General features: G+C 74.0%; 21 protein-coding genes and 1 tRNA gene. 16 read left to right on the top strand and 6 right to left on the bottom strand.

Going from position 1 to position 23,367, the window contains the following annotated elements; translation table 11 throughout:
- The first annotated feature begins 46 nt into the window (after window positions 1-46).
- The 4 genes from tmk to AMK31_RS27005 all read left to right on the top strand — a co-directional run bounded on the left by tmk (window position 47) and on the right by AMK31_RS27005 (window position 6,587).
- Complete coding sequence (tmk, locus tag AMK31_RS26990) at window positions 47-3,307, top strand: dTMP kinase (protein ID WP_073943249.1); 3,261 nt, start codon at window positions 47-49, stop codon at window positions 3,305-3,307.
- Window positions 3,308-3,421: 114 nt separating this feature from the next.
- A complete protein-coding gene (locus AMK31_RS26995) occupies window positions 3,422-4,627 on the top strand; it encodes a DNA polymerase III subunit delta' (RefSeq protein ID WP_073943250.1) in 1,206 nt (401 codons plus the stop codon).
- Window positions 4,628-4,788: 161 nt separating this feature from the next.
- Window positions 4,789-6,396 (top strand): alpha/beta hydrolase, encoded by a 1,608-nt coding sequence (locus AMK31_RS27000; RefSeq protein ID WP_073943251.1) that lies wholly within the window; start codon window positions 4,789-4,791, stop codon window positions 6,394-6,396.
- Window positions 6,397-6,513: 117 nt separating this feature from the next.
- Window positions 6,514-6,587, top strand: a tRNA-Thr gene (locus AMK31_RS27005).
- Between the two features lie 46 nt (window positions 6,588-6,633).
- Here the strand turns inward: AMK31_RS27005 and AMK31_RS27010 are convergent.
- From AMK31_RS27010 to AMK31_RS41700, 6 genes are read right to left on the bottom strand one after another with little or no spacing between them, the layout of a single operon-like run.
- Entirely contained in the window at window positions 6,634-7,875 is a 1,242-nt protein-coding gene (locus tag AMK31_RS27010; RefSeq protein ID WP_073943252.1) for a class I SAM-dependent methyltransferase, read from the bottom strand.
- 6 nt (window positions 7,876-7,881) lie between these two features.
- On the bottom strand, window positions 7,882-8,469 hold the full coding sequence (locus tag AMK31_RS27015) for a dTDP-4-dehydrorhamnose 3,5-epimerase family protein (RefSeq protein ID WP_073943253.1): 588 nt from the start codon (window positions 8,467-8,469) through the stop codon (window positions 7,882-7,884).
- Complete coding sequence (locus tag AMK31_RS27020; protein ID WP_073943254.1) at window positions 8,466-9,578, bottom strand: DegT/DnrJ/EryC1/StrS family aminotransferase; 1,113 nt, start codon at window positions 9,576-9,578, stop codon at window positions 8,466-8,468. Before AMK31_RS27020 ends, AMK31_RS27015 begins: the two co-directional genes overlap by 4 nt.
- Window positions 9,575-10,501 (bottom strand): NAD-dependent epimerase/dehydratase family protein, encoded by a 927-nt coding sequence (locus tag AMK31_RS27025; RefSeq protein ID WP_073943255.1) that lies wholly within the window; start codon window positions 10,499-10,501, stop codon window positions 9,575-9,577. Before AMK31_RS27025 ends, AMK31_RS27020 begins: the two co-directional genes overlap by 4 nt.
- Window positions 10,498-11,853, bottom strand: coding sequence for an NDP-hexose 2,3-dehydratase family protein (locus AMK31_RS27030; RefSeq protein ID WP_073943256.1), 1,356 nt, complete (start codon window positions 11,851-11,853; stop codon window positions 10,498-10,500). Before AMK31_RS27030 ends, AMK31_RS27025 begins: the two co-directional genes overlap by 4 nt.
- Window positions 11,850-12,896, bottom strand: coding sequence for a glycosyltransferase (locus AMK31_RS41700; RefSeq protein ID WP_073943257.1), 1,047 nt, complete (start codon window positions 12,894-12,896; stop codon window positions 11,850-11,852). Before AMK31_RS41700 ends, AMK31_RS27030 begins: the two co-directional genes overlap by 4 nt.
- 259 nt (window positions 12,897-13,155) lie before the next feature.
- On the opposite strand from AMK31_RS41700, the gene AMK31_RS27040 reads away from it, so the two are divergent.
- The 12 genes from AMK31_RS27040 (at window position 13,156) to mpaP (ending at window position 23,344) form a co-directional block, all read left to right on the top strand.
- A complete protein-coding gene (locus AMK31_RS27040) occupies window positions 13,156-13,782 on the top strand; it encodes a helix-turn-helix transcriptional regulator (RefSeq protein WP_158074554.1) in 627 nt (208 codons plus the stop codon).
- A 287-nt stretch (window positions 13,783-14,069) separates the two neighbouring features.
- The gene (locus AMK31_RS27045) at window positions 14,070-15,029 is read left to right on the top strand and encodes an LLM class flavin-dependent oxidoreductase (RefSeq protein WP_073943259.1); all 960 of its coding nucleotides are present in this window, start codon (window positions 14,070-14,072) and stop codon (window positions 15,027-15,029) included.
- A gap of 17 nt (window positions 15,030-15,046) precedes the next feature.
- Window positions 15,047-16,102, top strand: coding sequence for a daptide biosynthesis RiPP recognition protein (gene mpaB / locus AMK31_RS40735; protein WP_073943260.1), 1,056 nt, complete (start codon window positions 15,047-15,049; stop codon window positions 16,100-16,102).
- A complete protein-coding gene (gene mpaM, locus AMK31_RS27055) occupies window positions 16,099-16,902 on the top strand; it encodes a daptide-type RiPP biosynthesis methyltransferase (RefSeq protein ID WP_079186941.1) in 804 nt (267 codons plus the stop codon). Before mpaB ends, mpaM begins: the two co-directional genes overlap by 4 nt.
- A complete protein-coding gene (gene mpaD, locus AMK31_RS27060) occupies window positions 16,899-18,161 on the top strand; it encodes a daptide-type RiPP biosynthesis aminotransferase (RefSeq protein WP_073943261.1) in 1,263 nt (420 codons plus the stop codon). Before mpaM ends, mpaD begins: the two co-directional genes overlap by 4 nt.
- Window positions 18,158-19,351, top strand: a complete 1,194-nt coding sequence (gene mpaC, locus AMK31_RS27065) for a daptide-type RiPP biosynthesis dehydogenase (RefSeq protein ID WP_079186942.1) — start codon at window positions 18,158-18,160, stop codon at window positions 19,349-19,351. The genes mpaD and mpaC overlap by 4 nt, the downstream gene beginning before the upstream one ends.
- Before the next feature lie 62 nt (window positions 19,352-19,413).
- Window positions 19,414-19,590, top strand: coding sequence for a daptide-type RiPP (locus AMK31_RS40740; RefSeq protein ID WP_158074555.1), 177 nt, complete (start codon window positions 19,414-19,416; stop codon window positions 19,588-19,590).
- A 48-nt stretch (window positions 19,591-19,638) separates the two neighbouring features.
- The gene (locus tag AMK31_RS27070) at window positions 19,639-19,818 is read left to right on the top strand and encodes a daptide-type RiPP (RefSeq protein WP_073943263.1); all 180 of its coding nucleotides are present in this window, start codon (window positions 19,639-19,641) and stop codon (window positions 19,816-19,818) included.
- A 179-nt stretch (window positions 19,819-19,997) separates the two neighbouring features.
- Window positions 19,998-20,195: a hypothetical protein gene (locus tag AMK31_RS27075; RefSeq protein WP_073943264.1), complete on the top strand. Its 198-nt coding sequence runs from the start codon at window positions 19,998-20,000 to the stop codon at window positions 20,193-20,195.
- Window positions 20,192-20,938 (top strand): ABC transporter ATP-binding protein, encoded by a 747-nt coding sequence (locus tag AMK31_RS27080; protein ID WP_073943265.1) that lies wholly within the window; start codon window positions 20,192-20,194, stop codon window positions 20,936-20,938. Before AMK31_RS27075 ends, AMK31_RS27080 begins: the two co-directional genes overlap by 4 nt.
- The gene (locus tag AMK31_RS27085; protein WP_073943266.1) at window positions 20,931-21,674 is read left to right on the top strand and encodes an ABC transporter permease; all 744 of its coding nucleotides are present in this window, start codon (window positions 20,931-20,933) and stop codon (window positions 21,672-21,674) included. Before AMK31_RS27080 ends, AMK31_RS27085 begins: the two co-directional genes overlap by 8 nt.
- Window positions 21,674-23,344: a daptide biosynthesis intramembrane metalloprotease gene (gene mpaP, locus AMK31_RS27090; RefSeq protein ID WP_073943267.1), complete on the top strand. Its 1,671-nt coding sequence runs from the start codon at window positions 21,674-21,676 to the stop codon at window positions 23,342-23,344. The genes AMK31_RS27085 and mpaP overlap by 1 nt, the downstream gene beginning before the upstream one ends.
- Window positions 23,345-23,367: the final 23 nt, after the last annotated feature.

Genomic DNA, 23,367 nt, shown 5'->3' on the forward strand with positions numbered 1-23,367 from the left:
TCGGGCACTGCTCCGGAGTGTCGGCGGGGCCCGATAGGCTGAAAGCATGACGCGAGCCGAGCAGCCAACGGCCCCTCACCCGGACCCCGACGACGCGCTGGTCGCGGACTCCCGCGAGCGCGCTGTCCGTTCCCTGTTGCGACAGCCGCAGTTGCGGCGCCTGTGGAGTGCGCACCTGGTGAGCGGGGTCGGTGACGTCCTCGCTCTTCTCGTGCTGGTCCTCCTCGTCCTCCAGACCGCCATCGCCGAGGCCTCCTTCGGCGGCGGCTACCGGGGCGTGGCGTTCGCAGTGGCGACCGTTTTCGGGGTGCGGATCCTCGCCACCCTGCTCTTCGGCGCGGTGCTCCTCGGCCCGCTCACCTCACTGACCTCCCAGGACGGCCCGCTCGACCGCCGCTGGACCATGGTCGGCGCGGACGGCCTGCGGGCCGCGCTGCTGATCGTGGCCCCGCTGTGGATCGACTGGACGCCGGACGACGCGCTCGCCGTCCTCCTGGTCACCGTCTTCGTCACCGGCGTCGCCGAGCGCTTCTGGACGGTGTGCCGGGAGAGCGCCGCGCCCGCGCTGCTGCCGGCCCCGCCCCTGGAGGGCGCGACGGTACGGCCGCTGCCGGACCACATGGACGCCCTGCGCCGCCTGGCGCTGCGCACCGCCTTCCTGGCGGTACCTGTCGCGGCCGCCGTACTCGTCGCCGCTTCCCTGCTGAACAACCTCCTCGGCGCCGGCATCGCCTGGTTCGCCGAGCACCAGGCGGCCCTCGGCTCGTACGTCGCGGCCGGGCTGTTCGCCGCCTCGCTGTCCGTGCTGACCTTCCTGGAGCTGCCCGGCACCCGCACCCCCCGCGCGCGGTCGCCGCTCGAGGGCCTGCGCCGCCCGAAGACCGGCACCGGCGCCGACAAGGGCCGTACCGGCGCGATCCCGCTGCTCGTGCTCGCCTGCGCCGCCGTCGCCGGCGCGGTCGCCGCCGCCGTCGCCGTGTCCGTGCTGCACGCCAAGGACCTGGGCGGCGGCCCGGTCACCTTCGGCCTGCTGGTGCTCGCGCTGACCGGCGGGGTCGGCATCGGCATCCGTACGGCGCCGAAGGTGCTGGTGTCGCTGTCGCGGCGCCGGATGCTGGCGCTGTCGGTCGCCGTCACCGGCGTGGCGCTGCTGGCCGCCGGGCTCGTCCCGGACGTCACCACCGTGCTGCTGATCACCGCGCTGGCCGGCGTCGCCGCGGGCATGGCCGCCAACACCGGGCACGCGCTGCTCGACCAGGAGACCGAGGACTTCCGCCGCCCCCGCACCACCGAGCACCTGCACGCCGTCGTCCGGGTCTTCGTCGCGCTCGGCGCGCTGATCGCGCCCCTGGTGGCGGCGCTGATCGGGCCGCACCGGCTGGAGAGCGGCAAGTTCGTCTTCGCGCACGGCGGGGCGGCTTTCACGCTGATGCTGGTCGGCGCGCTGCTGCTGCCGGTGGCCGCGCTGGTCCTCGCCAAGCTCGACGACCGCTCCGGCGTGCCGCTGCGGCACGACCTGCGCGACGCGGTGCTCGGCGGCGACGACCCGGTGCAGGCGCCCGCCGCGACCGGCTTCTTCATCGCCCTGGAGGGCGGCGACGGCGCCGGGAAGTCCACCCAGGCCGAGGCGCTCGCCGAGTGGATCCGGGCCAAGGGGCACGAGGTCGTGGTGACCCGCGAGCCCGGCGCGACGCCGGTCGGCAAGCGGCTGCGGTCCATCCTGCTCGACGTGTCCAGCGCCGGACTGTCGCACCGCGCGGAGGCGCTGCTGTACGCCGCCGACCGCGCGGAGCACGTCGACACCGTGGTGCGGCCCGCGCTGGAGCGGGGCGCGGTCGTCATCTCCGACCGGTACATCGACTCGTCCGTCGCCTACCAGGGCGCCGGCCGCGACCTGTCCCCGACGGAGGTCGCCCGGATCAACCGCTGGGCCACCGACGGTCTCGTCCCGCACCTGACCGTGCTGCTGGACGTCGCCCCGGAGACCGCGCGCGAGCGGTTCACCGAGGCGCCGGACCGGCTGGAGTCCGAGCCCGCCGAGTTCCACGCGCGCGTGCGGTCCGGGTTCCTGACGCTGGCCGCGTCCGACCCCGGCCGGTACCTCGTCGTGGACGCCGGGCAGGAGCCCGAGGCCGTCACCACCGTCATCCGGGCCCGGCTCGACCAGGTGCTGCCGCTGTCCCAGGCCGAGATCGAGGCCCGCGAGGAGGCCCGGCGCAAGGCCGAGGAGGAAGCCCGGCGCAAGGCCGAGGAGGAGGCCGCCCGCAAGGCCGAGGAGGAGCGCCTGGAGCGCGAGCGCCAGGAGCAGCTGGCCCGGCTGCGCGCCGAGGAGGAGGAGCGCAAGCGGCGCGAGCTGGAGGAGGCCCAGCGGCGCGAGGCCGAACGGCAGGCGGAGGAGGCCCGGCAGCGGGCCGAGGAAGCCCGTCGCCGGGCCGAGGAGGAGCGGCAGCGGCTGCTCGCCGAGGAGAAGGCCCGCGCCGAGGAGGAGGCCCGGCGCAAGGCCGAGGAGGAGCGGCGCCGCCGCCAGGAAGAGGAGGAGGCCCGGCTGCGGGCCGAGGCCGAGGCGCGCCGGGTGGAGAAGCAGCGCAAGGCGGAGGAGGCCCTGCTGCGGGCCGAGGAGGCCCGCCGGGCGGCCGAGCAGGCGGCGGCCGTGGCCCAGGCCGGGCCGAAGCCGGCCGCGCCCGGGGCTGCCGCGCCCGGCGCCGCCGGGACCGTGGCTCCTTCGGAGGCGCTGACCGTGCCGACGCCGGTCGTGCGGCCGGACGGGACGCCGGGCGCGAAGTCCGACGGCGAGCCGGCCGGCCGGGCGGGAGCCGCGGACGACGCCACGACGGTACTGCGCCCGGTGCGCGAGGACCGCGCCAAGGGCCCCGACCCCGACTCCGAGGTGACGGCCGAGCTGCCGCAGCCGCCGACCGCGCCGAACGCGCCGGGTGCCGTGGACGAGACGGCGGTGCTGCCGGCGGTGCCCGGGGCGGCCGACGAGACGGCGGTGCTGCCGCCCGTCACCGACGCGGCGGACGAGACCGCGGTGCTGCCCCCGGTGCGGGGCGAGGCCCCCGCGGACCGGGTGCCGCAGGGCTTCTTCCGCAAGGAGCCGGACGGGACCGACGACCGTACCCGTACCCGCGAGCTGCCCCAGGTCGACGCCGAGACCGCCGAGGGTGACGCCCCGCGCCGGCCGCGGTCCGACTGGGCCGAGGAGACCCCGCTGGACGACCTGCCGACGCTGGCGGACGAACTGCTGGGCCCGCGGGAGGACGAGTACGGCGACGAGGGACGCCGCGGGCGGAACCGGGGCCGCTGAGCCCCGGCCCGGCCCACGGGCGGCGGGCGGAGCCGGCGGGCGCCGCTCGCTGTCAGTGGGCGCCCCCACAATGGAGGGCGTAACGCGGAATGTGACGGAAGGGCACGGTGGCCCATGGCGGTCTGGGACGACCTGGTCGGGCAGGAGCGGGTGAGCGCGCAGCTGGAGGCCGCGGCTCGGGACGCCGACGCCCTGGTCACCGCGGTCGCGGCCGACGAGCCGCTGCCGGAGGCGTCGAAGATGACGCACGCGTGGCTGTTCACCGGCCCGCCGGGCGCCGGCCGGGCCCAGGCGGCGCGGGCGTTCGCGGCGGCCCTGCAGTGCGTGAGCCCCGACCGCGCGCTGGGCGGAGCCCCCGGCTGCGGCTTCTGCGACGGCTGCCACACGGCCCTGGTCGGCACGCACGCCGACGTCACCACGGTGGCCGCCGTCGGCACGCAGATCCTCGCCGAGGACATGCGGGACACCGTCCGCAAGTCGTTCACCTCGCCGGCGAACGGCCGCTGGCAGATCATCCTCGTCGAGGACGCCGAGCGCCTGAACGAGAAGTCGGCGAACGCCGTCCTCAAGGCCGTCGAGGAGCCCGCCCCCCGCACGGTCTGGCTGCTGTGCGCGCCCTCCATCGAGGACGTGCTGCCGACGATCCGCTCCCGCTGCCGGCACCTGAACCTGAGCACGCCGTCCGTGGACGCCGTCGCCGACATGCTGATCCGCCGGGAAGGCGTCGAGCCGGAGGTCGCCGCCGCGGCCGCGCGGGCCACCCAGGGCCATGTCGACCGCGCCCGGCGCCTGGCCACCGACCCGGCCGCGCGGGAGCGCCGCGCCTCCGTGCTGAAGCTGCCGCTGCGCATCGACGACGTCGGAGGCGCGCTCAAGGCCGCACAGGAGCTGGTGGACGCGGCCGCGGAGGACGCCAAGCAGCTCGCCGAGGAGGTCGACGCCAAGGAGACCGAGGAGCTGAAGGCGGCCCTCGGAGCGGCCCAGGGCGGCCGGATGCCGCGCGGCACGGCAGGCGTGATGAAGGACCTGGAGGACAAGCAGAAGCGCCGCCGCACCCGCACCCAGCGCGACAGCCTCGACCTCGCCCTGACCGACCTCACCGCCTTCTACCGCGACGTCCTCGCCCTCCAGCTCGGCTCCCGCGTCGCCCTCGCCAACACCGACGCCGAGGACGCCCTGGAGCGGATCGCCCGCGGCAGCTCCCCGGAGACCACCCTGCGCCGGATCGAGGCGATCGCCGCCTGCCGGGACGCCCTGGACCGCAACGTGGCGCCGCTGCTGGCGGTGGAGGCGATGACGATGGCACTGAGAGCGGGCTGACGGACCGTATCGACGGGGTCCGTCGTCCGTCGAGGTACGTACGTCGTCCGTCGAGGTTCGTCGTTCGACGGCGTCCCCCTTCCGTCGGACAACCACCACCCATCCGTGGCACGCCCGCCACACAGAGCGTACGAACGGTCGCGCAGGGTTACGCTCGCTGAATGTACTCAAGGCGCCCCCACCGCAGGTCCAGGTCCAGGTCCCGAACCGGAGCCGTCCTCCTCGCCGCCGCCGCGCTGGTCGTCTCCGCCTGCAGCACCGGAAGTTCCACGAGCTCCGCCACCTCGGCGGCGCGGGCGGCACAGGCGGGCCAGGCCACGCTGACCGCCCTGCCGCGCGCCACCCCGGCCGCGCTCGCGCCGTACTACGCGCAGAAGCTCAGCTGGCGCGCCTGCGGTGCCCCCGGCTTCGAATGCGCCACCCTGCGCGCCCCACTCGACTACGCCGCCCCCGGCGAGGGTGACGTCCGGCTCGCGGTGGCCCGCAAGAAGGCCACCGGGCCGGGTGAGCGGCTGGGCTCGCTGCTGGTGAACCCGGGCGGGCCGGGCGGCTCGGCGATCGGCTACCTCCAGAACTACGCGGCGCTCGGCTACCCGGAGGAGGTCCGCGCCCGCTACGACATGGTGGCCGTCGACCCCCGCGGGGTCGCCCGCAGCGAGCCCGTCGAATGCCTGGACGGGCCGGCCATGGACACGTACACGCAGACGGACACCACGCCCGACGACGAGCGGGAGCGCGCCGGACTGGTCGACGCGTACAAGAAGTTCGCCGAGGGATGCGGCGCGGACGCGCCGGAGCTGCTGCGGCACGTCTCCACCGTCGAGGCGGCGCGGGACATGGACATCCTGCGGGAGGTGCTGGGCGACGAGCAGCTGACGTACGTGGGGGCGTCGTACGGCACTCTCATCGGCGCGACGTACGCCGGGCTCTTCCCCGACCGGGCGGGCCGGCTGGTGCTGGACGGCGCGATGGATCCGTCGCTGTCCGCGCGCCGGCTGAACGTCGACCAGACGGCGGGCTTCGAGACCGCGTTCCAGGCGTTCGCGAAGGACTGCGTACGGCAGCCCGACTGCCCCCTCGGCGAGCCCGGCACCCCGCCCGAGCAGGTCGGCAAGAACCTGAAGGCGTTCTTCGGCCGGCTGGACGCGAAGCCGGTCCCCACCAGTGACCCGGACGGGCGTGAACTCGGCGAGTCGCTGGCCACCACCGGTGTGATCGCGGCGATGTACGACGAGACGGCCTGGCCGCAGCTGCGCGAGGCGCTGACCTCGGCGATGAACGAGAACGACGGCACAGGCCTGCTGGCCCTGTCCGACAGCTACTACGAGCGCGACGCGGACGGCGCCTACTCGAACCTGATGTCCGCCAACGCCGCCGTGAACTGCCTCGACCTGCCGCCCGCCTTCACCGGCCCCGACGACGTCCGCAACTCGCTGCCCGAGTTCGAGAAGGCGTCCCCGGTCTTCGGCGAGGGCCTGGCGTGGGCCGCGCTGAACTGCACGTACTGGCCGGTGGCCCCCGCCGGTGAGGCCCACCGCATCGAGGCGCCGGGCGCCAAGCCGATCGTCGTCGTCGGCACCACCCGCGACCCGGCGACCCCCTACCCCTGGGCCCAGGCCCTCGCCGGCCAGCTCTCCTCCGGCCGCCTCCTCACCTACGACGGCGACGGCCACACCGCCTACGGCCGCGGCAGCGACTGCATCGACAGCACGATCAACGCCTACCTCCTGCGCGGCACCCCGCCCGCCGACGGGAAGCGCTGCTCATAACACCGCACGGCCCTCCCCACCGGCCCCGGCGCCCCCGCCCCGGGGCTGGTGCGAAGCACCCCCGGAAACTGTGTAGACTTACCGACGTCGCCGATCGCACCATAGTGCGGGCGACGCGCCGCTTTAGCTCAGATGGCCAGAGCAACGCACTCGTAATGCGTAGGTCTCGGGTTCGAATCCCGAAAGCGGCTCTGAAAAACCCCAGGCCACGTGTCCATTGGCCTGGGGTTTTCTCGTTCAGAGGACGCGAACCTCCGGCACATACGTGATCCACTTGCCGCCCGCCGCGCGGAACGCGGTCTCCTTCGCCATGATCTCCTCCGCGTGGTTCCAGGCGAAGAGGAGCGCGTAGTCGGGGTACGGGGCGGTGAAGTCGGAGGCCGGGTGGACGGGGAGGCGGGCGCCCGGGGTGAGGCGGCCCTGTTTGGCGGGGGTGGTGTCGTGGACCCGGGAGATCAGGGCCGGGGTCAGGTCGCAGTAGTTGGTGACCGTCGCGCTCTTCGCGGTGGCGCCGTACGCCACGACCGACGCGCCCTCCGCGCGGAGGCGGGTCAGGAGGGCGTGGAGGTCGGCGCGGACGCCGTCGACGCGGGTCGCGAAGGATTCGAGGGTCTTCAGGTCGTGGAGGGCGGTTCCTTCTTCCTCCGCCAGCAGGGCCGCCACTGCCGGGGACGGGGTGCGGGTGCCCGTGCGGGACAGGGTGTAGCGGACCTCGCCGCCGTGCACGGGAAGGCGTTCGACGTCGACCAGGTCGAAGCCGTGGCGGCGGGCCAGGGCGCGGACCGAGCGGGCGGTGAAGAAGTAGAAGTGCTCGTCGTAGATCTGGTCGAAGGAGGTGCGGTCGACGATGTCGCCCAGGTACGGGTCCTCGAAGACGAACACGCCCGTCGGCTTCAGGATCGCGTCCAGGCCGCGGAACACCGAGTCCAGGTAGGGGATGTGGCAGAGGGTGTTCGCGGCGTAGACGACGTCCGCGCGGCCTTCCGTCGCCGCGATGTCCCTCGCCGTGTCCTCCTCGAAGAACGCCGTGCGGACGCGTACGCCCTTGCCGCGCGCCAGTTCCGCCACCCCGCCGGACGGCTCCACGCCCAGGTGCCGTACGCCCGCCTCGCTGACGGTGCGCAGCATCACGCCGTCGTTGCAGCCCAGTTCGACGGCGAAGGCGTCGTCGCCGCGCAGTTCCGTCGCGAGGAGCCGGCGGGCCGTTTCCGTGAAGTGGGCGCGCATGACCGAGGAGCCGGACGAGCGGTACGGGTAGTCCTCGCGGAACATGCGGTCGCGCGGGACCTCCTCCAGCAGCTGCACCATGGCGCAGTCGCCGCACACGCCGACACGGAGGTGGAAGAAGAACTCCTCCGCCGGGTCGTCGGGGAGGCGGAAGGCGTCGGAGAGCGGCTGCCGGCCCAGGTCGAGGAACGGGGTCAGCGGGCCCGAGCAGACGCGGCAGACGTGGGGCACGGTCGTCGTGGTGGTGGTCATCGCAGTTCAGCGTCCTGAGTGATCGAGGGATTCCTGGAAGCGGGGCAGTACGCCCGCCTCCTCCGCCTCCGCCAGCGTCATCGCCCGGCGGTCGCGGTCCGAGAGGATCGGGTTCGGGGGGAGGGGGAGTGCCAGCGCCGGGTCGTGGACCGAGACGGCCAGTTCGCGTTCCGCGTCGTAGCCCTGGGAGAGCAGGTACGACATCACGCTGCCGTCGCGCAGCGAGACGAAGGCGTGGCCGACGCCCTCGGGGATGTACAGCGCGCGGGAGGTCCGCTGGTCGAGCCGGACGGAGTCCCGGGCGCCGAAGGTCGGCGAGCCGACGCGCAGGTCGACGACGATGTCCAGCACCTCGCCGTGCGGGCAGCAGACGTACTTGGCGGTGCCCGGCGTGCCGGTCGTGAAGTGGACGCCGCGGACGACGTCGCGGCGGGAGACGCTGTGGCTGGCCTGGGCCACCGGGAACAAGCCGGTTCCCACCGCCGACTCGAAGTGCGGCAGCTGGAACTGCGAGGTGAACGTGCCCCGCTCGTCCGGGAACACCTGCGGGGTGAACTCCAGTACCCCGCGCACCGCCAGCTCGCGTGTCCTCACAGCTTCCCCAGGACGTCGAGGAGTTCGCCGATCACCCGGTCCTGGTCCGCGCCCGTGAGGGACGGGTACATGGGCAGCGAGAAGATCTCGTCGGCCAGCCGCTCCGTGACCGGCAGGGAGCCGCGCGGGACGCCGAGGTGGGCGAAGCCGGTCATGGTGTGCACCGGCCAGCGGTAGCTGATGTTCAGGGAGATGCCGCGTTCCGCCATGAGCCGCAGGACGTCGTCGCGGTGGGGGTGGCGTACGACGTAGACGTAGTAGACGTGCTCGTTGCCGGGGGTGGTGCGGGGCAGGGTCAGGCCGGGGGCGTCGGCCAGCGCCTTCTCGTAGCGGCGGGCCACGCGGCGGCGGGCCTCGACGTACCCGTCCAGGCGGGTCAGCTTGCGGCGCAGGATCTCCGCCTGCACCTCGTCGAGGCGGCTGTTGTGGCCGGGGGTCTCGACGACGTGGTACTGCTCAGCCATGCCGTAGTAGCGCGACCGGCGCAGGGCCCCGTCGACGCCGGGGTCGGACGTCAGGACCGCGCCGGCGTCGCCGTACGCGCCCAGCACCTTCGTCGGGTAGAAGGAGAAGGCCGCCGCCCGTCCGAACGTGCCCGCGAGGCGGCCGTGCCGGCGGGCCCCGTGGGCCTGCGCGCAGTCCTCGAGGACGGGCAGCCCGTGCGCCTCGGCCACCGCCGTCAGGGGGTCCATGTCCACGCACTGGCCGTAGAGGTGGACGGGGAGCAGGCAGCGGGTGCGGTCGGTGATCGCGTCGGCGACCAGGGTGGTGTCCATGAGGTGGTCGTCCACGCGGACGTCGACGAAGACGGGGGTCGCGCCCACCGCGTCGATGGCCACCACGGTCGGCGCGGCGGTGTTGGACACCGTGATCACCTCGTCGCCGGGGCCCACGCCGAGGGCCTGGAGGGCGAGCTTCACCGCGTTGGTGCCGTTGTCGACGCCGACGCAGTGCGCGGTGCCGTGGTACGCCGCGAACTCCTCCTCGAAGCCGCGCACACTCGGGCCGAGCACCAGGCGCCGGGAGCGGAACACCGTGTCCACGGCGTCCAGCAGGTCCGTGCGTTCGGCCTCGTACTCGCGGAGGTAGTCCCAGACGTACATCGTCATGACGGTTCCTTCTCGGTCTTCTTCGGCTGCTCGTTCTCAAGCCGCTCGTTCTTCAGCTGCTCGTTCTTCAGCTGCGCGATGGTGTGGTCCAGGGCGGTGCGCAGGTCCGTCGCCGGGTGCCAGCCGGTGCGCGCGGAGAACGGGGCGACGTCCGCGCGGACGTGGCGGAAGTCGGCGGCCGTCGCGTAGGCGGGCGGGTCGACCCGGACGACCGGGACCGGGGGGCGGCCGGTGTGGTGGGAGACCCGTTCGGCGATCGCGTGCAGCACGTCCCCGAGGGGGACGCCGGTGCCGCCGCCCACCGTCCAGGGGCGGCCGGCGAGGGCGTCGGCGTGGTCGAGCGCGGCGGTGAAGGCGGCGGCCGCGTCCGTGACGTACAGCAGGTCGCGTTCGACGCTGCCGTCGTGCCACATGGTCAGGGGCTCGCCGGCGAGCGCCCGGCGGATCATCGTCGACACGACGCCCCGGTCGCGGCCCACGCCGAAGACGGTGGTGAGGCGGAGGGGTACGGCTATGAGCACGCCGTCCTCGGTGGCCGCGCACAGGGTCTGCTCGGCGGCCAGCTTCTGGCGGGCGTAGGCGCTGTCGGCGGAGTGGGCCGTACCGGCGAACAGGACCACGGGCGGCCGGTCGCGCCGCTGCGCCCGTACGACGTCGACGAGTTCCCGGGCCAGGCCCTCGTTGAGGTGCCGGGCGCGCGGGTCCGCCTCCGGGTTCCGCCAGTTGCCGGTGCCCGCGGTGTGGGCGACCAGGTGGACGATCACGTCCGAGCCGGTGACGGCGGCCGCGAGGGCGCCGGGGACGCTCAGGTCCGCCTGCCGGCGTCCCACCGGCCGCACCCGCGCCCCGCGCCCGGCGAGGGCGGCGACCACGGAGGAGCCGATGAAGCCGGACGCGCCGAGCACGGTGATCAGCGGTCTCATACGGCGGCTCCCCCGGACACGGCCCCGGCCCCGGCCCCGGTTGCGGTCGCGGCCCCCACCCCGGTCGCGGCCCCGACCCCGGCGAGCCCCCCGCGCCCCGCCTCCACCGCGCGCAGGCACGCCAGCAGGCTACGGGTGTGCATGTTCACGTAGAAGCTGTGGCGGAGCAGTTCGGTGAGCTGGCCGAGGCTCAGCCAGCGGAAACCGGGGGGTTCGGGGCGCGCGTCCGGCGTCTCGACGATCAGGTGGCGGTTGCTGGAGTGATGGAAGCGGCCGCCCTCGTCGGAGAGCATCGCGTCGAACAGCACGGTGTCCGGGGCGGCGCCCAGCACCTCGTCCAGGAGCGGTGACGGCTCGACCGGGTCGCCGATCGCGTGCTGCACGGTCGGCGCGAGTTCGGCGACGTCCGCGCAGCCGGGTTCGGCGCGCAGCCGGACCAGGGCGTGCGGGGTGCCCTCGACACGGGTGACGAGGAGGCCGACCAGACCGGGGCCGCGCGGGGCGAGCATCGGCTGGCTCCAGCGCGCGACCTCGCGGCCGGCCGCCTCGACCTGGACGCCTATGACGTCGAAGAGGCGCCCCTCGTCGTGGGAGATCCGGTCGCGGTCGCGCCGCCAGCCGGCCAGGCCGTGCAGCGGACGGCGTTCGACGGTGACCTCGGTGAGGCTGCGGACGTCGGTGATCCAGCGGAGCAGCTCGGGCAGCGGGTGCGCGGGCCGGTCCGTGACGGGGTTCTCGTCCGGCAGGCACGCCAGCACCGACCGCGTGTCCATGTTGACCAGGTCGTCCTCGCCGAGCAGCGCGTCCAGTTCGGCGCGGGTCAGCCAGCAGAAGCCGGGGCGCACGGCGATGTCGTCGGTGGTCTCCACGACCATGTTGCGGTTGCGTTTGCCGAGGAAGCAGGAGGCGTGCTCGGACTGCCGGACGTCGAGCAGCACCCGGTGCCGGGCGGCGTCGCGGAAGTACGACAGGTAGGGCACGGCCGAGCCGAGGTGGACGCCGGTGTAGTTGCTGCGGGTGGCCTGGACGGTGGGGGAGATCTGGACGCCGTTGCGGTTGCCGGGTTCCGGCTTGAGCTGGACGAGGAAGCGGCGCACCCCGCCGGTCCGCTGGGCGAGCAGGCCCAGGATGCCGACCTCGGGCTGCACGATGATCGGCTGCTGCCAGTCGCGGTCGCCGAGCCGGACGCGCACGCCCTCGATGCTGAAGAAGCGTCCGCTGCGGTGCCGTAGCGCGCCGGTGTCCGGGTCGGTGCGCCAGTCGTCCAGGGCATCCAGGGGAATCGGCCGTGTGTGCGTGTGCACACGCTCCCGAGTGGCCGCCAGGGTGGCGTGGAACGCGTCGAGACTCACCGGACCACGCTCCCCTCGGGCAGCACCTCGCACAGGAAGTCCTGCTGGTGCCGCATGGTCCGGCGGAAGAACGCCGAGTAGCGGGCGGCGTGTTCGGCGGTCATGGTGGGCAGCAGCTGGCTGAGCGAGACGTGGTCCGCGTGCCGTTCGACGACCAGGCCGCGCCACTTGTCGGCGGAGCCGCGCAGCTGCGCGTCGACGGCGGCCGGCAGGGCGTCCGCGCCGCCCTGCCAGCCGTGCGGGAAGACGAGTTCGCCGCGTTCGGCGAGCGCGGTGTACCAGTGCACGACGTCCTTCCTGGTCGCCTCCCGCTCGGCGGCGGCGAGGGCGGGGTCGCACAGGGTGCGCAGGGCCGCGCGGGCCGCGAGCACGCTGTCGAAGCGGGCGATCTCGTGCCGGTGGTCGCAGGGCATGCTGTGCTGGCGGGTGCCGGGGTCCTGCAGCACACGGACGGTCTTGTCGAGGTGGGTGGTGCAGCGGACGCCCGCGTCGGCGAACCGCAGCCACAGGTCCCAGTCCTCCAGGCCGACCGCCGACTCCCGCCAGCCGCCGACGCGTTGCGCGAGCCCGGCGACGTGTCCGGCGCAGGAGTTCTCGAACAGGGGACTCATCAGCTGGAGTTCGGGATGCCAGACCATGGCGAGAGCCGGGGTGACGGCGTGCACGGCGCCGGTCGCGTCGACGTCGACCGTGCGGGTCGCCACGAACTCGGCGCCCGCGTCGAACGCCTCGGCGAGCAGCCGCAGATGGCCGGGCTCCCACAGGTCGTCGTGGTCGAGGTAGGCGATGTACGCGCCGGACGCCTCGGCCAGCGCGAGGTTGGTCGGGCCGGACTGGGAGCCGAAGCGGGGGGTGCGCAGCAGCCGGACCCGGCGGTCGCGTGCGGCCACCTCGCGCACCCGGTCGTCGGTGTCGTCGCTGCTCGCGTCGGACACCACGATCAGCTCCCAGTCCGTCATGGTCTGGCGGCACACCGATTCGAGGGTGGGCACGATGGCCCGGCCCCGGTTGTAGGCGGGGCAGATCACCGTCGTGTGCGGCAACGCGGCTCCTCTTTGCGTCTGGGAACATCTGTGAGCGCCGGGCGAGCGGCGGTGAACCGGCCCGCGAGGGCCGTGTCCGGATGGGGTGACCGGGGGGTTGGGCGCGGGTGGCCGGTCGGCGAACGCAAACGGAGGCGTGTGTTACGTTCCCCTCCAACTGCACGGACATTGCGGGGAAATGCCGGGCGACCGACCATCGCCCCGGACGGGGCCACAAGCCCGAGCCTCCCCGCGAGTTGACTTAACGGGGAGTCATGTCATGCGTCGAGTCGTCGTCGCCATCAGTTCTCCTTCGCTGCGGAGACGGGTGAGCCAGGCGCTCGCCGCCTCCGGCTGGGAAGTGTTCCTCTGGGACGGGACGTCCCCGCTCGGCGAGAGCGCCCGCGTGGACGCCGCCGTGGTGGACTCCGCCGTCCTGCCGACCGCCGCGGCGCCTGACACGAAGGCCGGTGTTCCGCTGATCGCGCTGGTCAGCGGCTTGGACGATCCGTTCTGGCAGGCCCGCCGACCGGCCCGGGTGGTGGGCGTCGTCGACCGGGACGACCCCGATCACGGCTTCGTCTCCGCCGTGCGGGAGGTGCTGCACGGGCGCGGCTGGCTGTCGCCGGAGCTGGTGCCGTACGTCCTGGGCGGCGGCGCGCCGCGCGCTCCGCGGCAGCGGTCGGCCCAGGTGCTGGGCGAGGGCGGGCTCACCGGCCGGGAGCGGGATGTCGCCCTGCTGGTCGCGGAGGGTCTGTCGAATCTCGAGATAGCCGAGGAACTGACCGTCGAACTCAGCACCGTGAAGTTCCATGTGTCGAACGTGCTGCGCAAGCTGGGCTGCCGGGACCGGTCGCAACTGGTCGCGGTCATTCACGCGGGCCGGCACATGGCGGGGCGCGCCTAGATTCGCCGAAGTCGAAGCCGAAGCCGAAGGCGGGCCTGGGAAGGAAATCACCCGTACATAAAAGGTGCGGGGCCGGAAGTCTGTCCAGGAATCCCTTTGTGGTGCGGGGAATCCCCGTCCTGCGACGGGGGAGAAGACTCTCCTCAGGGCGGGGGTTGGAACCTGGAGGGCCGGGTTACCGTCTTCCCTGCCGGGAGGCCGCCGAGCGAAATCCATTCTGACTGACCATCGGTAATGGATGGGTAGCCTCCGGGTAAAGACAACGGAATGGCTTCACGGGGGATTTGATGACCGCGTATTCGGTGCTCGTGCCGTTTCTGCCGCGCAGGCCGGAACAGCTGCTGCCGTACGCGGCGCTGGTCGAGTGGACGGCCGCGCGGCGGCTCTGGCAGGGCCAGGCCATGCTGATCGAGCCGTTCCAGGGCTTCGCCTCGGCGGCCGGCGCGGGCTTCCGGGTGCCGACCGGCGTGGGCGTCACCCTGATGGCGCTGCGCCACCCCTACGAGGCCGCGCACCAGGTGCGCTCGCTGGCCCTGGCCACCGGGGAGCCGGTGGTCGCGGGGTTCGGACCGGGCGGCCGGCAGTTCCAGGAGAGCGTCCTGAGCAGGCCGTACGCCAGTCCGCTGACCGCTTCGCGGGAGTATCTGACCATCGTGCGGGGCCTGCTGGAGCAGGGCGCGGTCGACTTCGACGGCGAGTACTTCTCCTGCCACGGGGCGATGCCGCCCGCGATCCACCCCCGCGTCGACCTCGGTCTGGGGGTGCTGCGGGCGGGCATGGCCCGGCTCGCGGGCGAGGTCGCCGACGTCGGCATCACCTGGCTGACCCCGGCCGGCTATCTGCGGGACGTGATCTTCCCGGCGCTGCGCGAGGGCGCCTCGCGGGCCGGGCGACCGACGCCGCGGCTGACCGCGATGGTGCCGCTGGCGCTCGCCGGACCCGACCGGGACCCGGAGAAACTGGTGCTGGCGAGCAATGCGGCACATATGCAGGCGCCGCACTACATCGACATGCTGAAAAAGGCGGGAATCGAACTCGCCGGAGACGCCTCGGTCGCCGACGCGAAAACCATGCTGCATGGAAAGGCATTTCTCTACGGCGGCCTGGAGGAGATCCGGGCGGAACTCGACGCCTATCGGGAGATCGGCGTCGACGAGGTGATCCTCAATCTGACCGGCGTGTACAACCTGTACGGCCCGCAGGCGGCCATGGCCGATCTCAGGAAACTGCTGGCCGCGGCCGCGTGACAAGGGGGAGAACGCATATGGCTGCCACTCGGATATCGAGTGTGAAGAAGCACCTCAGTTCCTGGGGAACCGGTCGGGTCCAGCCGCTGGAAACACCCGCCGGGAAGGGCTCGCTCACCGTCGTCCTGGAGGACGCGGAGCATCTCGACGCGCTTCTCGCCTCCGATCTCGTCGGCGGCTCCACCCTGGTGCTGAGCCCCGGTGAGTCCCGCGAGGACGTCGCCGGCGTCGCCGGTGTCGTCGGCTACGAGGGCTCCCTGGCCGAGCCCGGCGGCGACCTCTCCGTCGACGACGAGTTCTTCCTCCAGACCCAGGACTACGCCAGCGCCGGCTACATGTCGGTGATCGGCGCCACCCTCGTCCGGGTCGTGGAGCAGGCCGACCTCGACGCCTTCCTCGACGACGCGGACCGCGCCCGCGCCGACGGCACCTTCCCGACCCACGTCACCAGCCCCGCCGTCCAGCTCGCCGACCTCGCCGCGCTCGGCGCCGGCCCGGCGGAGGACGGCCCGCGCACCCGGCTCTACGTGGACGCGGACGGCACGGCCGCCGTCTCCCCGTGGGGCGCCCCGCTCGGCACGATCGCCGACGGCCTCGACGCGCTGGACGCCCGGTGGCGGCGGCTCAGCGAGGACGCCGTCCACCCCTGCGCGGTCGCCCTCGGCCGGGCCGTGCCCGCGGCGGCGGGCCAGGCCGCGGCCGCCGGCCGGCCCTGGCTGGGCCGCTACCTCGCGGCCGTCGACGCGCTGCGCGAACTGCACGCGAGGGGCATCGCCGACATCCGCGTCTCCGGCTTCGGCGGCCGGCTGTCGCCCGCCCTGGCCGGGCTGCCGGACGGCGACGACACCGGCGTACCGCTGCTGCTGTGGACCGACGACGCCGCGTACGTGCACCTCGCCGGGGACCGTCGCACCTTCCGCGTCGACCACGCGGCCGGCGCGCTGCTCGAGGCGCTGCTGGTGTGCGGCTCCGTCGACGCGGCCGCCGGGTACGCCGACCGGGACGGGCTGCTGCGCGCCGAGCGGCTGCTGACCGCCGCCGGTGTACGGCTCCGGGCGGTGACCCCGGCGTGACGACCACCCTGGAGGTGCCGGGCCGGGCGGGCGAGTTCGTCAGGGAACTCGGCGGCCGCGCCCGCCTCCACGACCTGTACGACGACACCGGCTCCGGCGTCTACGACGACCTGTGCGCCGCCGACACCTCCGAACTGCGGGAGATCCTGCACCTGGTCCGCCGTACCAAGGGCCCGGTGCTGGAACTGGCCGCGGGATCAGGCCGGCTGACGTTCCCGCTGCTCGCCACCGGCCGCGAGGTCACCGCCCTGGAACTGTCCCCGGGCATGCTGCGCCTGCTCACCGACCGCCTCGCCGAGGCGCCCGCGCGACTGCGCGAGCGGTGCCTGCCGGTGCGGGCCGACATGAGCCGCTTCGCGCTCGGGCGGCGGTTCGGCGCGATCGTGCTGGGCACGACGTCGGTGTCGCTGCTGGACGAGCACGGGCGGGCGGGCCTGTACCGGGCGGTCGGGGAGCATCTGCTGCCCGGCGGTTCCTTCCTGGTGTCGGTGATCGACCCGGCTCCCGGGGAGGTCGCCGACCCCGAGACCGAGTTCGCCGTCACCGGCGCCACCGGCCGCCGCTACCGCATGGTCGAGCACTGGCCGCCCGCCGCGGCCACCCGCACGGTCACCGTCCTGCCCGCCGACCCGCCCGCCGAGGGCCCCGTCGACGTCTGCGTCTCCACGGTCCGGGTCGTCTCCGCCGACCTGCTGGCGGCCGAGCTGACCGGCGCCGGACTCGTCGTCCGCGCCCGGCACGCCCTGCCGGGCGGGGGACCCCGGCACCGCGAGGTGCTGCTGGAGGTGGGCACCGCATGAGCAACGCCCTGTGGCCGTCGCTGCTCGCCCCCGCCGACCACGGCCGTCCCGACCTGTGCGCGGTCGCCGCCTCCGGCGTCCGGCTGACCTTCGCCGACGGCCGCACCCGGCTGTGCGGCACCAGCGGACTGTGGAACACCAACCTCGGCTACGGCAACGAGGCCGTCGCCGCCGCCGTCCACGAGGCGCTGCTGAAGGCCTCGTACCTGAGCGTGTTCCGGTACGAGAACGACTACGCGCGCCGGGCCGCCGAGGCACTGGTGGAGCTGTGCGGCGCCGAGACGTACGGCAGGGTCCTGTTCTCCACCTCGGGCGGCGCGGCGAACGACCTCGTCATGAAGCTGGCCCGGCACTACCAGGCGCTGCGCGGCGAGACCCGCCGCACCCTGGTGGTGGGCCTGCGCGGCGGCTACCACGGTCTGACCTACGGCTCTCTCGCCCTGACCGGCGAGGACCTGGGCCAGCAGCTGTACGGCGTGGACCAGCGGCAGATCCGTCACGTCACACCGAACGACCTCGGCGAACTGGCCACCCTGATGGACCGCCAGGGCGCGCGGATCGCGGCCGTGGTGGTGGAGCCGGTGCTGGGCTCCGGCGCCGTACCGCTCACCGCCGAGTACGTGGCCGAGCTGCTGCGGCTGCGGGACGAGCACGGATTCCTGCTGGTCGCCGACGAGGTCGCGACCGGGTTCGGGCGGACCGGCACGTTCCTCGCCTCGCAGGGCTGGCCCGCGCCGCCCGACCTGGTGATCGTCTCCAAGGGGCTCACCAACGGCACCTGCGCGGCGGCCGCCGTGGTGGCCGCGCGGCCGGTGGCGGACGCCTTCGACACCGCCGGGGCCGTGCTCACCCACGCCGAGACCCAGGCCGGCACGCCCGCCACGTGCGCGGCGATCCTCGCCACCGTCGAGGAGACACGCAGGCTGGACGCGATCGCGGCGGGCCGCCGGCTCGCCGCCCGGCTCGACACCGCGCTGGACCGGCTGGTCGCCGAGGAGCCCGCGGTCACCGGCACCACCGGCACCGGCCTGTTCCGGTCGGTCCGGCTGTCCGGGCCGGACGGCACGCCGCTGCCCGCGCCGCGGGTGCCGGAGCTGGTCGCGGCGATCCGGGAGGCCGGCGCGGTCGTCCACCCGGGCCCGTCCGGCATCCAGCTCATCCCCGCCCTGACCTACTCGGACGCGGAGCTGGACGAGCTGATGTGCCGGGTCGCCGACGGCATCGCCGCGTACGTGGCGACCGCGGGGGCCGCCGTATGAGCCTCGGCTGGCACTGCCCGACCATGCTGATCGCCGGCCACGAGGGACTGTCCGTGTGGCTGGCCGAGCAGCCGGACGTCCGCACGGTGACCGTCCTCGCGGACCCGGCGGTCGCGCACGGCGAGATCACCGCGCTGGTCCGCGCCCAGATCGCCAAGGCCGGCCGCACCGACCGGGTGCTGACGGTCGCCGGCACCGGCGACCTGGCGTCCGCCGTCGCGCTCGCCGACCGGCTGGCCGGCACCGACCTGGTGGTCGGCGTGGGCGGGGGCTCGCTGCTCGACCGGGCCAAGCTGGCCGCGCTGCTGGGCGACCCGGCGGCCCGCGCCCGCCTGGCGGTGGCCCAGCGCGGCGGGCTGACCGCGCTGCCGCACGATCTGCGGCGCACGGCACGGCTGGTGGCGGTGCCCACGACCCTGGGCACCGGCACCGAGCTGAGCCCGGTCGCCTGCCTGGCGCGGGACGGCGGCAAGCGGCTGGTGCTGGGCAACGCCCTCCAGCCGGACGTGGCCCTGCTGGACCCGGCGGCGACCGCGACGCTGCCGCGCGAACTCGTCGCCGAGGGCGTGCTGGAGGTGCTGTTCCGGGTCGCCGGGCTGTATGTCGGCGACCACCGGGACCTGCCGACGGAGGACGCGCTGGCGGTGGCCATGGCGGAGGCGGCGGTGCGGTACGGCAACGCGGCGCGCGACGCGTACGCGGCGGGCCGGGCGCCGGACGCCGCGCTGCGCACCGAGATCGCCAAGCTGAGCGGGCTCAGCCACCAGGGCTGGAGCGTGCTGGGGCGGGAGCCGTACTGCTGCCGCGGCTGGTACGTGGCCAACGAGCTCGCCTCGGTGTGCGGGGTGCGGAAGATGACCGCCGTCGCCGCGCTGCTGCCGCCGCTGTGGCGGGCGGTCGCCGACGGGGACGCCCGCTGGGGCTCCGCGCGCCGCCTGCACGCGCTGTGGGAACGGCTGCGGGCGACCGATCCGCGGCTGCCGGGGGATCCGGCGGACGGGATCGCGGCGCTGATCGACGGCTGGGGCGTCGGGCGGCGGATCGTGGCGCCCGGCGTGGCCGAGGAGGTCGCGCGGCGCAGCGTCCGGGCCTGGGGTTCGGGGCTGCCGATGCTCGGCGCGTTCCGCGGCGCGGACATCGCGCGGCTCGTCGAGCGCACACAGACTTCCGGGTTTCCGGTCACGGCCTGACCGGTCGGCCCACGGAAACACGGATGCACAAAAGAAAAATGACCATGAAAGGGGGAGAAGAAATGCTGCACTCTGTCGAGGTTCGTGAGCAGGACGAATTCGCGCTCGAACTCGGAATGCAGGAGCTGGAGGCCCTGGAGGCCCCGGGCTGGTGGTCGGTGACCGGCTACATCAGCGGCGCCGGTGTCGGTGGCGCGGTGACGTACTCCGTCGTCGCCACCGCGATCAGCGCGACCTGATCCGGAATCGATCACATTTCACCGAACGACATGAGAAGGAGGTGTTCCATGCAGGACACCAAGGCTCCGTTCTCGCTCGACGACATGCCGGCCCTGGAGCTGGGCATGCAGGAGCTGGAGGCCATGGAGGCCCCCGGTTTCTGGAGCAACTTCAAGGAGGGCGTCTCCGTCTCCGTGGCCGTCAGCGCGGTCTACGGCGGCGTGGCCTCCGCGATCTCCGCGACCTGATCCGTCGACCGGAGGGGTGCGCTCCGGCGCACTGTAGGATCCCGCGAGCGAATTTCCCGGACAACTTTCCGATGAGCGTACGTAGTTGAAATTTGTTCCGCTTGCGGAGTGCCGGCCCCGGTCGACTCATGACCTTCCGGGGCCGGTGCCCATGTGTCCGCCACGATGAAAGGAATCACATGTCGGAAAACGAGTCCTGGCGCGCGGCCAACGCGAAGCTCGCGCTGGTCATCCCGGTCCTCGTGGCGGGCATCGCCGTCAGTCAGGTGTCGCTCGACGGCTGGGCCGCCGACGGGCTGACCGTCTTCTGTGCCGCCGCCCTGATCGCCGTGCTGCTGCGCATCGGGCTCAACGCCCGTTCGGGAGGCGGACGGTGACCGACACGGCCGTTGCCCGCTTCGACGGCGTGACGAAGCGGTTCGGTGACACGGCGGCCGTCGAGGACGTGTCCTTCGAGGTCCGTCCCGGCCGGATCGTCGGTCTCCTCGGCCGCAACGGCGCGGGCAAGACCACCTCGCTGCGCATGCTGCTCGGACTGACCCGGCCGACCTCGGGCCGGGCCACCGTGTTCGGGCGGCCGTACGCCGAACTCCCCGGCGCCGAGCGCCGGGTGGGCGTCAGCATGGACGGCATCGGAACGCTGCCCGGCGTCACCGGGCGGCGGGAGCTGTCCATCTGGGCGCGGATGCTGGAGCTTCCCGCCTCGCGCGTGGACGAGGTGCTGGAGCAGACCGGCCTGACCGGGGCCGCCGACAAGAAGATCAAGGGCTACTCGACCGGTATGCGGCAGCGGCACGCGATGGCCGCCGCGCTGCTCGCCGACCCCGAGCTGCTGGTCCTCGACGAGCCGGCGAACGGCCTGGACCCGGACGGCATCCGCTGGCTGCGGACCTTCCTGCGGTCGCTCGCCGACCAGGGCCGCACGATCCTGCTGTCCAGCCATCTGCTGGCCGAGGTCGAGCAGACGGTCGACGACGTGGTCGTCCTCCAGCGCACCCTGCGCTACAGCGGGACGCTGGCCGAGCTGACCGAGGACGGGAAGCACGCCCTGGAGGATCGTTTCTTCGAGCTCGTGGGCACCGGAGCCGGCGGCGGGAACGGAGCAGTCGTCCATGCGTAACGTCATCGCCGCCGAGTGGCGCAAGGCCTGGACCGGCTCCGCCTGGTGGCTGCTGCCGCTGTGCGGCGTCTTCCTGTCCGTCCTCGCGAGCAGCGGCTACGCGGCCCAGGCGGAGGAGCAGCTCGCCGACCGGCAGACCGACCTCGTCGCCGTCACCGACGAGATGGTCCGCTCCTGGTTCATGCTGCTGCTCTTCTCCGCCCTGTTCGGCGCCGTCCTCGTCACCCGCGAGTTCGGCTCCGGCGCCATCCACCGCTCGGTGCTGCTCGGCGGCACCCGCGACCGGCTGTTCGCGGCCAAGCTGATCGTCGGCACCGCGATGGGCGTGCTGTACGCCGCCCTGGCCGCCGGCCTCGCCGCCGCCAGCCCGTACGTCTTCCTGCCCGGCATCGGCGAGTCCCCCGAATGGTCGGGGGACACCACCCTCACCCTCCTCGGCGTGTTCACCGTGACCGTGCTCGGCGCCCCCTGGGGCGTGCTGCTCGGCTGGGTGCTGCGCAACCAGGTCGCCGCCGTCGGCACCCTGCTGGTGCTGACGCTGCTCGTCGACGAGTCGCTGCTGCGGCTCGTGCCGGACGCCGGCCGGTTCACCATGACCATCGCCATGAGCTCCGTCTACCGCGACGGCAAGCCCGAACTGCTCTCCGTCCCGGTCGCCTTGCTGGTCATCGGAGTGTGGCTGGCGCTCGCCGGGTTCGTGGGGCGGCGGCTGTTCACCCGGCGGGACCTGAACTGATGCGCGCGCTCCAGCTGTTGGAGAGGCGGCGGAGCCCCGCCCCCGCCCCGGCCGACCACCTCACCCGCCCCCGCCTCGCCCCCGACGTCCGCGTCCACGCCCCGCTGGCCACCGGCGCGCCCTGGGTGGTGCAGCGCGGCAGCCAGCAGTACCTGCGGGTCGGCGCCGACCTGGCCCGGCTGCTGCAGGTGCTCGACGGCGAGCGCGGCCACGCCGGTCTGGTGGCGGAGCTCGGCCCGCCGTGGACCGAGCAGGCCGTCGGCCGGGCGGTGGCGAGCCTCGGCGAGAAGGGCCTGCTGGACGACGGCAGCCGCAAACGGCACAGCGGCACCTGGTTCAAGTTCGTGCCGCCGCTCACCTTCCAGCTGACCCTGCTGAAGCCGGAGCGGCTGCTGAACGCCCTCGCCCCGCTGGTCGACCGGCTCGCGAACCGGGCCGGCGCGGTCGTCGCCGCCGTCCTCGCCCTCGGCGGCCTGCTCGCGCTCGTCGCGCAGGGCCCCGCCCTCGCCGGCGCGCTGGGCGAGCCGCTGCCGCTGGCCGTGCTGCTCGGCGTCTCGCTCGGCTCCACCGTGACGACCGCCCTGCACGAGATCGGCCACGGCGCGGTCCTCACGTACTACGGCGGACGCCCCAGCCGCATGGGCGTGATGCTCTTCTACCTGACCCCCGCCTTCTTCTGCGACGTCTCCGACGGCTGGCGGCTGCCGCACCGCGAGCAGCGGGTGCGGGTGGCGCTCGCCGGGATCGTCACCCAGGCGGTGGTCGCCGGCACGGCCGCCTTCGCGGCGCTCGCCACCGGCCTCGCGGGCGGCGCGCCCACGCTGCGCGCCGGACTGACCGTCTTCGCGGTCTCCACGTACGTCACCGGCGTCCTCAACCTGCTGCCGTTCGTGAAGCTCGACGGCTACCTGGCGCTGATGAGCCACCTCGACACCTCGCACCTGCGGGACCGCGCGATGACCGACGCGCGCCGCCTGGTGGCGCGGGTGCTGTTCGGCGGCCGGCGCTACGAACGGGAGCTGCCCGCGCTGCGCTGGGCCCCGGCGTTCGGCCTGGCCTGCATGGTCTTCCCGCTCTACCTGATCGGGCTGGCCCTCACCCTGTGGCTGGACATCCTCACCGGGCTCGGCGTGATCGGTGCCTCCGTGGTCCTCGCCGCGCTGGCCTACCTCGGCTACCGGGCCGGCAAGGGCGCCTCCCTGCTGGTCCGCGAGGCCCGCAAGGGGGGCGCCCGGATCTGGCGGCTGCTGCTCGCGGGCGCCGTCGCGGCGGCGGGGCTCGGCGCCGCGCTGGCCTTCGTCACCGTGCCGTACACGATCACCGGCGGGTTCGTCTCCGAGGACGGCCGCACCCGGCTGGTGCTGTCGGACGCCGCCGACCGGGCCGCCGTCCGCGAGGGCGCCGCCGTCACCCTGCAGCGCCGCGGGCTGGTGCTGCGCACGGACCTCGGCACGGCCACCGTGACCGGCGGGGCGAAGCCCGGCACCGCGCCGCTGTCGGCGTTCGTGCCGGTGCGCGAGGGCGACGAGCTGCCGGTACCGGCGTACGAGGTGCCGCTGGCGTTCGACGGCGGCACGGACGACCACGCGGGCCTGGCCCGGGTGGACGCGGGGGAACGGCCGCTGGGGGAGTGGCTGTACCTCTCCTACGTCGCGCCGGTCTGGCGCTGACACCTGATGGAACACCGACGGGG

The sequence above is a fragment of the Streptomyces sp. TSRI0107 genome (assembly GCF_001905845.1).
In the GTDB taxonomy this organism is placed as follows: domain Bacteria; phylum Actinomycetota; class Actinomycetes; order Streptomycetales; family Streptomycetaceae; genus Streptomyces.